This is a genomic window from Arenibacter algicola (assembly GCF_000733925.1).
Lineage (GTDB): Bacteria > Bacteroidota > Bacteroidia > Flavobacteriales > Flavobacteriaceae > Arenibacter > Arenibacter algicola.
The window spans coordinates 218,119-232,055 of record NZ_JPOO01000003.1; the positions used below are offsets into that span (position 1 = coordinate 218,119).

Below are 13,937 nucleotides of genomic sequence, written 5' to 3' on the forward strand. Positions count from 1 at the left end.
TGTCATAATTTTTTATGGCAACAGCGTATTTTTTTTATTAATTAGGACCTCCTGTATCTGCAATAACCTTAATAATCTTCCTTGGGATACCAATCCAATTGTACCACCTCGATATTGGGATTCTTTTCGTTTACCAATGCTTTAAATTTGGCCACATCCCCAACTTCCGGTTTTCCTCTGTAATGATAGGGATAAACCTGTTTGGGTTTAAATTCCAACACGGCATCCGCAGCACTTTCAACAGTCATAGTATAAGGAAGGTTCATACAGATAAAGGCCTTATCTATATTTTGTAATGCCCGCATCTCAGGAATATCCTCGGTATCCCCTGAAAAATAAACTCGCTCATTATTTTTACTCAGTACATAACCATTTCCTCTTCCCTTTATATGAAAGTCCTTGGCCTCCTCCCTAAGATTGTACATGGGAATTGCCTCGATATTAATTCCGTAACGCTCTTTGGCTTCCCCATTATTTAAAATATCCAGCTGGGGTGTAAATTCTGCAGGAATTTTATCGGCAACAGCTTGAGGAACAACAATTTTGGCCTTTTGGGTATTCAAGGCCTGTAAGGTTTCCAAACTGAAGTGATCGCCATGGATATCGGTAATCAAAATCAAGTCCGGTTCCTTTGCATCTACAAAAGCATCCTTGCCTCCAACAGGGTCTACATAAATGATGGTTCCATCCCAATCCAAGACAGCAGTGGCGTGTTCTATTGGCGAAATTTCAATTTTAGAAATAACATCTTCCGTTTTAAGTTCAACAGCTTCTGCTTTCTCCTGGCTGGACTTGGTTTTTTCCTTGCAGCCCATAGCCAATAAACCTGTTAATAAAGCAGCTGTAATTAGGTGTTTTGAATGGCGCATAATTATTGAATTTTAATTTATTAATAATTCCATTTTAATGTCACTCCTGGCATAGGGGAGATTTTTTTCGATTTCAATTTCTTTAAAGCCATACTTTCTATAAATATATAAGGCATTTTCCAACTTGGTACTGGAGTACAAAATTATTTTTTTCCATGCATTTTGTTTCCCTAAATCAATGGCAAAACGCAGAAGCGATTGACCAATTTTTAATCCTTGATACTTTGGATCTACAGCCATTTTCCCTAATTCATACTCCCTGTCCCTCACTTTTAAAAATGCAAAACATCCTACTATTTCATCATTGTATTGGGCAAAATAAATATATCCTCCTTTATTTATAATGTTGGCTTCGCAGTTTTCCAAAATATAGGTGTCCTTTGGTTCTACATAAAAGTACTTCTCCAACCAAGCTACATTAAGTTCCTTAAACCTCTTGGCATATTGGGAATCAAAGGGAATAATGCTCAAATCCATCCGTATTATATCAATATACCCATAAAGTTAAGGTAAGCATTTTGTATTCTTTAGAAGAAATGTTAATTTTTTTAATCCAAAAAAATCTAAAATCAAAACCTGATCGTATATAGAGTGTTACAAACAAATAAATTTAAGGTTAAAAAAAATTAAATAATTAATAATTACAATTATGACTGAAACAAAAAGTAATAATGGATTGAAGGTTATTGCAGGTTTATTAGGTGTAATTTTACTTGGGGTAATCATTTACACAGTAAGTTTATATCAGGATAAACAAAAGAACACTGCATTACTTACAAAAGAAAAAGAATTGGTTGTTGAGGACTTGACCAGTTTAAAATCTGAGTATGACAAAGCTATCTTGGAAAGCAACGCTACCAATGAAGAATTGGTTTCTGCCAGGGATAACATTGCAAAATACATTGATTCCGTTAAGACAATGAAAGCCGATATTGCCAGTCTTTATCGTTACAGAAAGCAAGTTGGTATCTTGACCAAAGAAAGAGAGCAATTGATAAGAAAAGTTGATTCTTTAACCAGATCCAATACTTTCTTGGCTATGCAAAGGGACAGTACCTATGTTGAATTGGAAAAACAAACTGTTTTCAACGATTCTTTAGTAGTTCAAAATACTCAATTGGCAGATGTAGTTGAAAAAGGTTCAGCTTTAAATTTATCCAAATTCTCTGTAGATGCAGTTAAGGAAAGAACTAGTGGTAAATTGGTATCTACTTCTAGAGCCAAGGCTACCGACAAATTAAAAGTTTGTTTCACCGTTGCGGACAACGTAATTGCTCAAGCTGGTGACAGACAATTCTTTATTGAGGTTTTGGATCCACAAGGAAATGTTTTGGGAGAAAGTTTCTCTAAAACAAGTGATTCAGGAGCTTCTGTTACTTACAGCAAAGGAACTGAATTCTACTATGAGAACCGCTCTTTGGACGTATGTGATTTCATAAACAAGCCAGCAAGTGAATTCCAAAAAGGGAATTATATGGTAAATGTTTATGATAACAATCTAAAATTATTGGGAACTTCCAAGTTTCAATTAAAATAAGGAACACTATCCATTTAACTAAAAAGGCCAATCCTGAAGGATTGGCCTTTTTTTTTTAGTGAGACCCGTATTTCAAAAGCCGCAGGCGTATTGGAAGGGGTTAGTCGAACTAACCCCGCCTTATCGGCGGGGTTTCTTATTAAATTACCCGGATCCTTGGATCGGGACCTTAAAGTGGGGGGCAGAGCTTGGCTAGGGATTTAATACCCTTTATTAATTGAACTAAGCCCGCAGCAAAAGCCGGATAAATCTAGGCTTGATGCCAAGCGGCTTGCCTCGAAAATTTTTATTCCCTATAATTCCTCGCGGGCTCAAGTCGAGGTTTTTTGCTTATCCACTGTCAGATACTAATCCAGAGTACCTACCATATCTTCAGGTTTTACCCACTCATCATAATCTTCAGCTGATACATATCCTAAATTAATAGCCTCTTCCTTTAAAGTAGTACCATTTTTATGGGCAGTATTGGCAATTTCTGCAGCCTTGTAATATCCTATTTTAGTATTCAGGGCCGTAACCAACATTAATGAATTGTTCAAAAGCTGCTTAATAACATCGTGATTGGGTTCTATACCTACGGCACAATTTTCATCGAAACTAACACAGGCATCCCCAATTAATTGGGCAGATTGCAATATGTTAGCTGCCATCATGGGTTTAAAAACATTTAGTTCGTAATGGCCTTGGGTTCCACCTACGGAAATGGCAACATCGTTCCCCATCACTTGGGCACAAACCATGGTCAGTGCCTCACATTGTGTAGGATTTACTTTTCCAGGCATTATGGAACTACCCGGTTCGTTGGCCGGAATAATAATTTCACCGATTCCTGATCTAGGACCTGAAGCCATCATCCGTATATCATTGGCTATTTTATTTAGACTTACTGCCAATTGCTTTAAAGCCCCATGGGTTTCTACTATGGCATCATGGGATGCCAGGGCCTCAAACTTGTTTTCAGCAGTTTTAAAGGGTAGTCCGGTAAATCTGGCGATATATTGTGAGACCAGTACATCATAACCCTTGGGAGCATTTAAACCGGTTCCTACTGCAGTACCGCCAAGTGCCAATTCACTCAAATGATCCAAGGTGTTGTCCAAGGCTTTTAATCCGTGATCCAATTGGGAAACATAACCAGAAATTTCCTGTCCCAAGGTTAGGGGAGTGGCATCCATTAAATGTGTTCGCCCTATTTTTACCACCTTGGCAAATTCTTTCGCCTTTTTATCCAGTGTATTCCTTAGTTGCGTAATTCCTGGTATGGTAACTTCAACAATCTTTTTATAGGCAGCAATGTGCATCCCGGTAGGAAAAGTATCGTTGGAAGACTGGGATTTGTTTACATCATCATTGGGCTGAATTGTTTTTTCTCCTTCCCCTATCTTTTTACCGGCCAATTCATGGGCCCTATTGGCGATAACCTCGTTAACGTTCATATTGCTTTGGGTTCCCGAGCCGGTTTGCCATATCACCAATGGAAATTGGTCATCGTGTTTACCCTCTAAAATTTCATCGCACACCTGGGCTATACGGTCTCTTTTTTCTTCGGAAAGTACCCCCAATTCAAAATTGGCGTAGGCCGCAGCTTTTTTTAAATAGGCAAATCCATAAACTACATCCAAAGGCATTGATGCCACCGGGCCAATTTTAAAATTATTTCTCGAGCGTTCGGTTTGAGCTCCCCAATATTTGTTGGACGGCACTTTAACCTCGCCCATGGTATCCTTTTCTATACGGTATTCCATAATTTAAATTGAGTTTATTGATGATTACAAATTTACATTTATATCAATAAGTTATAAAATTTAAGAAGCCTGATTTGTTGCTATAATAGGAATTTTAAGGATTTATAACGAATCCAAAATCAACTGTTTTAGGTGTTTGACTAATACATTTTGTGAATATATTTAATTCTTATAATAAGTTAAATCTAGTTAAATTATTTCGTAATTTAATAAAGTTCTTTAAATGGCTATTTCCTGCCAGGTGTTTTTTTATTCTATATTCTAATCTCTTAAGTATTATGAAAAAAATTACAGAATTTTTATTGGGCTTTTTAGGGACTTTTGCCGTAATATTATTGTTTGGGGGCTGTACCTCAGACACGGTTATGGAACCAGCTGAACAGATCTATCCCTTATCAGTGAAATCAAAATTGGGGGAAACTTTTAATTTTACGACCTCCCTGAAGGGGAGGAATGAAGTTCCACCAGTACCTTCGGATGCCGCTGGACATGTAAGCATTAAAATAAATAAAGATGAAACTGAAATTCATTACAAAATTACCGCTGCCAATATTGAAAACGTTAGGGCATCACATTTTCATATTGCTCCAGCTGGAAGCAATGGGGGAGTGGTAGCCTTTTTGTATTCCAATTCTGATCAACCCTCAGGGCCTCAAAACGGAGTTTTGGTGGAAGGGATAATAACAGCAGATAACCTGATTAACTCAATGTTGGGACAACCCTTATCCAACTTGATTGACGAAATTAGGGCCGGTAATGTCTATGTAAATGTTCACACTTCTCAGTATCCAGGAGGGGAGATAAGAGGTCAATTATAGGAAAAAACAATTTTAACATTCAATGCTATTAAGAGCAGGTTTTAAATGAAAAATTTAGACCTGCTCTTGCAATAATATCGTTCATGTAACTCAATCCGTTAGAAATCTCTCATTATTTTCTGGAGAAGGCACCATACACACTTCTTTTTTACCATACCATTTATACCTGTTTTTGGCAATATAGTCATACACCCAATCTCTTATTTTTTCAGGTATCCATTCGAACACACTTGTCAATTGCCAAACACCTCCAAAAGACCGGGCAATTTTAAGGGCGGCTGTAGATTTGGTATAATAGGCTACACCAGGCTCAATAAGTATAATAGAATCGATCTGGGAAGTATCAATCCCTCGCTGCTCCACTAATTTCTTGCCAATTTCACTTTGTAGTGCAGCAAACCTATAGGCATTGCTTTTATCGCGTCTAATAACGTATTGAACGGAACTATTGCAAAGGTTGCAAACGCCGTCAAAGAGTATTATTTTATTGTTTTCAATCATTTCCATAGTGGTCCTACCACTTTTTACATTTTTCTTTCTACCAATTCCAGTTGGTCTACCGCAACATTGGTGGTGAAAATACCGTAGTTGACTATAGCCTTGTTCTTCTCCAAACTATCTATACTGCCCACAGCCTTTCCGTCCATTAAACGTACACGATCCCCCACTTTAAATACCGGACGGGGCTTATTTTTTTCCTTTACTTCGGCCTTCTTTTTCTCAACCTTTTTCTTTTCGCGGATCACCTCCACCTTTTTTATCACCTCTTGTTCTACTTTGGCCTTCCTTTCCTTTTGTGCCTTTACTTCTTTTACCGATTGTTTTTTGCGTTTACTATTCTCCGTTTCCACTATACGTATTAACTCGGAAACCAAATTACGCTTCTTTTTATCCTGAAAATATTTTTCTGCAGCCGTATTTACCTTATTTCCCAAATAGATCATCCGTTGATTATGATCGTACAGTTCCTGATAGTTTTCCAATTTGGATTTGATCTTGGAATTAAGGTCCTCCAATTTCTGGGCTTCCGTCCTGGCCTTGGATTCTTCTTCCTGAAGCCTGGAACCGGTTTTCTCCATTTTACTACGCTCCTTTTGGAGCTTGGCAATGGTGGCATCAAAACGGACCTTGCCATGCTCTATTTTCTTTTTAGCCTTATTGATAAGGCTATAGGGAATACCATTCTTTTGAGCCACTTCAAAGGTAAAGGAACTACCGGCCTGTCCCAATACCAACTGATAAGTGGGTTCCAAGGATTTTCCGTCAAAAAGCATATTGGCATTGGTAACATGTGGCAATTCATTGGCCAACAGTTTAAGATTGGCATAATGGGTGGTGATTACTCCGTAGGCACCCCTTTCATAAAAAACCTCCAAAAAGGTCTCGGCCAGGGCACCGCCCAGTTCCGGATCACTTCCTGTTCCAAATTCATCGATCAGAAACAAGGTCTTGTCGTTGCACTTGCGCAAGAAGTAATTCATATTCTTTAAGCGATAGCTATAGGTGCTTAAATGGTTTTCTATGGATTGGTTGTCCCCAATATCCGTCAGGACATTGTCGAACAAACATACTTTAGACCTCTCATGAACAGGGATCAATAAGCCGCTTTGGAGCATTACCTGTAAAAGACCAATTGTTTTGAGGGTAATACTTTTTCCCCCGGCATTGGGTCCAGAAATCACTATAATTCTGTTTTCTGGATGCAGGGCAATTGTTTGAGGGTATGTTTTTTCCTTTTTGTACTTATTGCTCAAAAACAATAAGGGGTGGTAGGCATCCCTTAGATAAAGCTCTCTATTGTCACTAATTTCTGGCAGCAGGGCATCCATTTCCAGAGCATATTTTGCCTTGGAGGCCGTTATGTCCAAATGCACCAAAAAATCTTGGTAAGCATATAATTCAGGTGCAAAAGGACGTATACGATTTGTTAAGTCGTTCAATATTTTTTGTATCTCCTCCCGTTCCTCGAATTCCAGGTTACCTAATTCCCTACTGTACCTAAGGGTAGCCTCCGGTTCAATATAGACGATACTTCCTGTCTTGGAAGTTCTCATTACAGCACCCTTTACTTTTTTTCGATACATGCTCTTTACGGCTAGTACACGCCTATTATCTACAACTGATTCCCTTATTTCATCCAAAAGCTCCGAAGCGTGATAGGTATTCAGCGCTGTGGCAAAACTTTGATTTATTTTGCCCTTCACCACAACCATTTGGGAACGGATATTTTGAAGGTTGTTGGATGCATTATCCTTTATTTCCCCAAATTTATCAATGACAGCCTCTATATTTCGAGGAATTTCTGTGTTAAGGGTAATACCATCGGAAACAGCAAATAGTAGGGGATAGTACTCCTTAAATTTTATAAAGAACTTAATATGCGTTGCTACAGTTGTACAAATGGAACCAATTTTCTTGAACCCACCTACCTCCAAGGTGGTATTCTCAATTTTAAGGAGTTTCAACTCCGGATTTATGGTATCAAAGTTATGATTGGGAATCCTATTGTCGTTGGAATAGGAGGCCAAATACTCCGATGTCTGTCCCAAAACGTCCAATAATTCGGATTTGATAGATATTGGTTCCAAATTGGCCACCTGTTCCTTACCTAGCTCTGTAGTGCAACGGGCAGCCAATTGCAGTAGGACGGTATTAAACTCGAGATCTTGAAGCGTTTTTGAACTTATTTTATTCATTTATGCAATTTTCCTTTCTATAAGGTTTTATAACCTTCAAAGGTAAGGAATAGGTGCAATATGGGAAGACTGTAAATACATGTATTTGTTGTCCTGCCATACCTTTTTTTGGCCCAAAGACCTGCCCAAGGGGCATAAAAGAAGAGGAATATTGGTCCCTAGAACAATATTTTTGGCACAGTATATGTTTTATAGCTAGGCTATTACTTTAGTTTTATTTAATAACCATTTAAAACCACCAGATGAAAAACCATAAATTAATACTAGGATATATTGGTATTGGCATTTTGTTAATGTCCTGCAGTGCCACCAATAATTTAACGATGGGTGCCACAGAACCTGCCATAGTGCATCTTCCGAAAGATATACAGAGAATAGGTATTATTAATAGAAGTTTACCTTCCGAAGGCAATAAACAAATTGACAAAATAGACCAGATATTGTCCGCCGAAGGTTTAAATCTTGATAAAAAAGGGGCTGAAGTTGCCATTAGCGCCCTATCGGATAAATTAGCCGGTACAGGAAGATTTGAAGAAATCCTTATTTTGGACAACGCAACGGAAATAAGAAAAGGACTGGATGTCTTTCCGGCCAGTTTGTCCTGGGAGATTATAGAGCAGATTTGTGAGGCCAATGGTGTTGATGCCATTTTTTCCTTGGCTTTTTACGATACGGACACGCAGGTTTCCTATAAACCATCCTTAATGCAACTTCCCAACAGTTTAGGAGTTAAGGTGTCGGTTCCGGCCCATGAAGTCACTCTGAACACCCTTATAAAAAATGGATGGAGAATCTATAACCCACGTACAAGGCAAATTGTGGACGAATTTATGTACACCGATCACTTGGTATCCTCAGGGCGAGGTATTAATCCGGTTAAGGCAATCGAAGCCGTAGCCCGAAGAAATGAGGCCGTTGAGGAATTGAGCAAAAATATTGGATATGCCTATGGATCTAGGCTTTCCCCATATAGACATAGAATCAGTAGGGATTACTTTGTTCGTGGATCCGACAATTTTGTAGTGGCAAAAAGAAGGGCGCAAACCGGAGATTGGCAGGGTGCGGCACAACTTTGGGAAAAGGAGCTGGACAATTCCAAGTCGAAAATTGCAGGAAGGGCCTGTTACAATATGGCGATAATAAATGAGATCAACGGAGATTTGAATGCCGCCATGGATTGGGCTTCAAAGTCTTATGCGGATTATGACAATAAGGAGGCCCTCAGATATTTGAATATTCTTAAATACCGATTATCTCAAAATGAAGTCTTGGAGCAACAAGCTTCCCGATAAAAATATGGCTCTTTTATAAGCCACATTTTCTTGGAAAATAACACCAGAAAGTCCGTTGTCCATAAAATTGGAACCGGACTTTTTTTTTGGTTTAATGTATATTCTTTCAATTATACCAAGTCTCCGTTATGCTTCTAAAATTGTACAAAAAACGCCGTTAAGATGATATTTTTTCAAAAATAAGAAGCAATCAGCCCTAAAATTGAATGGTTTAGGGGTAAATGGACAATATTTTCACTATAAAATGAGTTTTACAAAGGTTATGATGTTACGTCTAATTTTTTCTAAGCTTGAATTTAATTTACAAAGCATGAGCAAGTTTTGTATCCAGTTTTTATTGTTTTGCATTATAGTTTTAACTGTAGGCTGCAGTTCCACCAAGGAAATTGTCCTTCAAACTATAGAACCTTCACCTGTACATATTTCCCAAAAAATTAAAAGGATAGGTATCGTTAATAGGAGTATACTGCCACAGGCAGATAAGGATGAAACAGGCCTTAACGGAATGGTGGCCGCTGAAGAGCAATGGCTTTCGGAGCAGGGCAGGAATGCTGCTCTAACGGGATTGTTCAACGAATTATTAAAGGACAACCGTTTTGAAACTATTAAAATCTTGGATTCGATACCCCACGAAATTTTACATTTTGAGATGGGAAACGATTCTATTTCCTGGGCCTCTGTTGAAAATATTTGTAATATATATAATGTGGATGCCATCTTTTCAATGGCCTTTTTTGATACGGAAACCAAAGTATCCATTAAAAAAACCTCAATGATGCAACCAAACCTCATGAGGGTGAAAGTTAAGGTACCGGCCCAAGAGCTTACCTTGGAAACCCTTATTGAAAATGGTTGGAAAATATACTATCCCAAATCCCAGGAAATAATTGATGAGATAGTTTTTAACGATCAAGTTATTTCCAAGGGCAAAGGCACCAATCCTATAGAGGCATATAAGGCCATCGAGGGTAGAAAGGAAACCCTTGTGGAACAGAGCAAGGCCACGGGCAGCAATTATGGACAGCGACTATTACCTTTCGAAAACAGTGTTGAGAGATTATATTACGTGCGCGGCACCACGAATTTTGAACAAGCTTATACATTAGTGGAAAACGGGGATTGGCAGGGTGCTGCTCAACTTTGGGAAAAGGAATTGGATAATTCCAATTCTAAAATTGCAGGCCGTGCCTGTTACAATATGGCAGTTATGCACGAAATTAATGGCGACCTTACATCCGCTACAGATTGGGCTACAAAATCTTACAAGGACCATGAAAACAAAGATGCCCTGGAATATTTGGATATTCTTAAATATAGGTCATTTCAAAATCAAATTTTGGAACAACAGGTTTCTAGATAAATACATTAATTAAATAGAGCTACAGCAACATCTTCAATTGGATAATCATAATGTTATAGAACTTGGCAAGTCTTAAAATGACTGCATAGTCACCAACTTCTTATAGACCCCATCTTTATCCATTAGTTGTGCATGGGAACCTTGTTCCACAATCTCACCCTTTTGTAGTACCACTATAGTATCTGCATTTTGTATGGTGGAAAGCCTGTGCGCTATTACAATAGAAGTTCTATTCTGCATCATTTTTTCCAAGGCATCCTGTACCAACCTTTCGCTTTCCGTATCCAAGGCAGAGGTGGCCTCATCCAGAATCATGATGGGCGGATTTTTAAGAACAGCCCTAGCAATGGAGAGCCTTTGTTTTTGTCCTCCGCTTAATTTATTTCCGCTATCCCCAATATTGGTATTATAGCCCTGGGGCAGCTCACTAATAAAATCGTGGGCATTGGCTATTTTTGCAGCTTCAATTATTTCTTCCTCCGTAGCTTCTTCTTTTCCGAGTCCAATATTATTTTTAACGGTATCATTGAACAAAATGGAATCCTGGGTTACAAGTCCCATTAAATTGCGAAGTGATTTTTTTGTAAATTCCCGAATATCAATGCCATCTATTTTTATTTCACCTTCATTTACATCGTAAAAGCGGGTCATTAGGTTGGCTATGGTACTTTTTCCGCTTCCAGATTGGCCTACAAGCGCTACGGTTTTACCCTTTGGCACCTTTAGATTAAATTTTTTCAACACATACTCATCCTCATATTTAAAGGAAACATTTGTTATATCAATTCCCTCATCAAATGTGCGTTTTACAACAGCTTCCTTTTTTTCAACAATTGGATTTTCGGTTTCCAATATTTCCAATACCCTTTCCGCGGCGGAATTACCTTTTTTAACCCCAAATGAGGCCTTACTAATAGCTTTTGCAGGGGTAAGAATGTTGTACGCAAGTCCCATATAGGCAATAAAAGAGGAAGCATCCAGAGTTTTATCTATCAAGACCATTTTTCCACCAAACCAAAGCAGTACTCCAATGACCAATATCCCTAAAAATTCTCCAGTAGGGGAAGCAAGGTTTTGTCTGTTCAACAATTTGTTGGAGAAGTTGAAAAACCTGTTGGTGGAAGTGGTAAAGGTTTTATAGAATCTAGATTCGGAATTAAAGGCCTTAATAACCCTCAATCCGCCCAAGGTCTCTTCTACGATGGATAAAAACTGACCTTGTTCTCGCTGTACGCGGTCCGATTTCTTTTTCAGGGATTTTCCGATCCTTGAAATGATCATTCCCGCTATGGGGATAAAAATAAACACGAACAGGGTAAGTTTGGTACTTATCCCGAACATGATTACTATGGTAAACAATATGGTCAAAGGCTCCCTGACAATGAGTTCCAAAATGGATAGAAAGGAATGTTGAATCTCCAATACATCCGAAGTAATGCGGGCGATAACATCTCCCTTTCGCTTCTCCGAATAATAGGAAATTGGCAAATCCACTATTTTGGCGTACATCTTATTTCTGATGTCTTTTAGCACCCCATTTCTTAAAAAGGTAATAAAATACATGGCCAGATAATTGAAGAAATTCTTTAAAAGAAAAAGAATTAATACCAATCCAATGACCAGGACCAAGCCTTTCATTTCATCATCACCGGAATATGCATTGACCCTAAAATTAATATAGTCCTGCAAATAATCCTTTAATTGGCCCATCCCTTCATAGACCGGTTCTACCAAAACCTTTTTTTCTGGTTTAAAAAGAACGTCCAACATGGGGATTAGGGCCGCAAAGGAAAGGGCACTAAAAAGGGCGTATAGAATATTAAAAAAAATGTTTAAAAATCCGTATTTACGGTAGGGTTTCGCAAAGCGAAGAATTTTTTTAAAATACTCCATTAACCTATATTCAGTTCTTTAAGGATTCTTTCAATTTTAGCATCCAACTCGGCGTCTACTTTTTTATAATCGGCCGCATTCTTCAATTCTGTATTGATACTAAAATAGAATTTGATCTTTGGCTCCGTACCACTTGGTCTGGCGGCCATTTTGGTGCCATCCTCGGTGATGTAAATCAATACATTGGATTTTGGAATGTCTATAGGAGTTACTTTTCCTGTTAGGACATTCTTAGAGGTTGCGGTATTGTAATCTTCCACAACAACAACTTTTGATCCGTCAATACTTTCAACGGGATTATCCTTAAAATCGATCATCATCTGCTTAATTTCTTCCGCTCCGGACATTCCTTTTTTGGTAAGGGAAATTAGTTTTTCTTTAAAAAATCCATAGTCCACATAACAGTCTATTAAATCCTTGTAGAACGAACTGCCATTTGCTTTGGCATTGGCACCAATTTCACAGGCCAATAGGGTAGAGGTTACCGCATCCTTATCGCGTACAAAATCCCCGACCATAAAACCAAAACTCTCCTCGCCACCACCAATGAAAGGCTGGTCCGGAAAATCTTTGATCATTTTGGCAATCCATTTAAAACCTGTCAACGCTGTCTTGCATTCCACCCCATAGCCCTTGGCCAGTGAGTCCATCATAGGTGTAGAAACAATGGTGGAAGCTATAAATTCTTTTCCTGTAATTCCTTTTTTCTTCCTTTGGTCCAACAAAAACTTGGTCATCATGATCATGGTCTGGTTACCGTTCAGGATTTCCATTTCTCCCTCAAGGTTACGAACGGCTACCCCAAGACGGTCGCTATCCGGATCGGTACCAATTACCATATCAGCACCAATTTCCTCTGCCTTTTTAATGGCCATGGATAGGGCTTCGGGCTCTTCAGGGTTTGGCGATACCACCGTTGGGAAATTGCCGTCCGGTTTGGCCTGTTCCTCAATAATGGTCACATTTTTATATCCGGCCCTTTTAAGTACTTCAGGGATTGCCGTAATTGAAGTTCCATGAAGGGAGGTAAAGACAATTTTAAAATCGTCCTTGCCCTTGGCATTGAAGTTCCCATTTTTCACGGAAGCTTCAATAAAGGCTTCATCTACCTTTTTGTCTATTAATTCTATTAAACTTTCATCTGCATTGAATTTGATATCTTCAAAGGAAAGGCTATTTATTTCACTAACTATGGCACCGTCCTGTGGTGGTACTATTTGTCCGCCATCGGTCCAGTACACTTTGTAGCCATTGTATTCCGGTGGATTATGCGAAGCCGTTAAAACAATACCGGCGTGACAGTTCAGATATTTTACGGCAAAGGATAGTTCAGGGGTAGTGCGTAATTCCGAAAAAAGGAAGACTTTAATACCATTGGCAGCAAAAACTTCGGCAACGGTCCTGGCCAAAGTATCACTGTTATGTCTACAGTCGTAAGCAATAACTACTTTAACCTGTTCCTTATTATATACCTGCTTTAGGTAGTTACTAAGACCTTGGGTACTTTTGCCCAAGGTATATTTATTTATTCTATTGGTACCGGCACCCATAATTCCGCGCATTCCCCCAGTACCAAATTCAAGGTTCTTGTAAAAGCGGTCTTTTAACTCTTCGGTATTACTATCTATCAACTTTTGAATCTCGTTCTTGGTCTTGTCGTCGAAAAAATCGGTCAACCAATTTTTGGCATTTTTCAGTATGGCTTCCATAGTCATTTGGTGTTATAT

General features: G+C 38.6%; 11 protein-coding genes. 4 read left to right on the top strand and 7 right to left on the bottom strand.

Annotation, left to right across the window (positions count from 1 at the left end; all coding sequences use genetic code 11):
* Nucleotides 1-68: 68 nt before the first annotated feature.
* Together U735_RS0111100 and U735_RS0111105 are read right to left on the bottom strand one after the other, a co-directional pair.
* A complete protein-coding gene (locus U735_RS0111100) occupies nucleotides 69-869 on the bottom strand; it encodes an MBL fold metallo-hydrolase (RefSeq protein ID WP_031443884.1) in 801 nt (266 codons plus the stop codon).
* Nucleotides 870-881: 12 nt separating this feature from the next.
* Entirely contained in the window at nucleotides 882-1,346 is a 465-nt protein-coding gene (locus tag U735_RS0111105; protein WP_031443885.1) for a GNAT family N-acetyltransferase, read from the bottom strand.
* Nucleotides 1,347-1,518: 172 nt separating this feature from the next.
* On the opposite strand from U735_RS0111105, the gene U735_RS0111110 reads away from it, so the two are divergent.
* Nucleotides 1,519-2,406 carry a hypothetical protein gene (locus U735_RS0111110; protein WP_031443886.1) on the top strand — a complete coding sequence of 296 codons (888 nt, stop codon included), beginning with the start codon at nucleotides 1,519-1,521 and terminating at the stop codon, nucleotides 2,404-2,406.
* Between the two features lie 347 nt (nucleotides 2,407-2,753).
* On the opposite strand, the gene fumC is transcribed toward U735_RS0111110, so the two are convergent.
* Nucleotides 2,754-4,151, bottom strand: coding sequence for a class II fumarate hydratase (gene fumC, locus U735_RS0111115; RefSeq protein ID WP_031443887.1), 1,398 nt, complete (start codon nucleotides 4,149-4,151; stop codon nucleotides 2,754-2,756).
* Nucleotides 4,152-4,429: 278 nt separating this feature from the next.
* Here fumC and U735_RS0111120 point away from each other — a divergent pair, with 278 nt between their 5' ends.
* The gene (locus tag U735_RS0111120; RefSeq protein ID WP_198036647.1) at nucleotides 4,430-4,969 is read left to right on the top strand and encodes a CHRD domain-containing protein; all 540 of its coding nucleotides are present in this window, start codon (nucleotides 4,430-4,432) and stop codon (nucleotides 4,967-4,969) included.
* Between the two features lie 90 nt (nucleotides 4,970-5,059).
* Here the strand turns inward: U735_RS0111120 and U735_RS0111125 are convergent, their stop codons facing one another.
* Nucleotides 5,060-5,476: a thiol-disulfide oxidoreductase DCC family protein gene (locus U735_RS0111125; RefSeq protein ID WP_031443889.1), complete on the bottom strand. Its 417-nt coding sequence runs from the start codon at nucleotides 5,474-5,476 to the stop codon at nucleotides 5,060-5,062.
* 17 nt (nucleotides 5,477-5,493) lie between these two features.
* Nucleotides 5,494-7,665 carry an endonuclease MutS2 gene (locus tag U735_RS0111130; RefSeq protein WP_031443890.1) on the bottom strand — a complete coding sequence of 724 codons (2,172 nt, stop codon included), beginning with the start codon at nucleotides 7,663-7,665 and terminating at the stop codon, nucleotides 5,494-5,496.
* Nucleotides 7,666-7,907: 242 nt separating this feature from the next.
* On the opposite strand from U735_RS0111130, the gene U735_RS0111140 reads away from it, so the two are divergent.
* Both U735_RS0111140 and U735_RS0111145 read left to right on the top strand, forming a co-directional pair.
* Complete coding sequence (locus U735_RS0111140) at nucleotides 7,908-8,957, top strand: DUF6340 family protein (protein ID WP_031443891.1); 1,050 nt, start codon at nucleotides 7,908-7,910, stop codon at nucleotides 8,955-8,957.
* Between the two features lie 310 nt (nucleotides 8,958-9,267).
* Complete coding sequence (locus tag U735_RS0111145; protein ID WP_031443892.1) at nucleotides 9,268-10,317, top strand: DUF6340 family protein; 1,050 nt, start codon at nucleotides 9,268-9,270, stop codon at nucleotides 10,315-10,317.
* 72 nt (nucleotides 10,318-10,389) lie between these two features.
* On the opposite strand, the gene U735_RS0111150 is transcribed toward U735_RS0111145, so the two are convergent.
* On the bottom strand, nucleotides 10,390-12,210 hold the full coding sequence (locus U735_RS0111150; protein ID WP_031443893.1) for an ABC transporter ATP-binding protein: 1,821 nt from the start codon (nucleotides 12,208-12,210) through the stop codon (nucleotides 10,390-10,392).
* Nucleotides 12,210-13,919: a phospho-sugar mutase gene (locus tag U735_RS0111155; protein ID WP_031443894.1), complete on the bottom strand. Its 1,710-nt coding sequence runs from the start codon at nucleotides 13,917-13,919 to the stop codon at nucleotides 12,210-12,212. Before U735_RS0111155 ends, U735_RS0111150 begins: the two co-directional genes overlap by 1 nt.
* Nucleotides 13,920-13,937 lie beyond the last annotated feature (18 nt).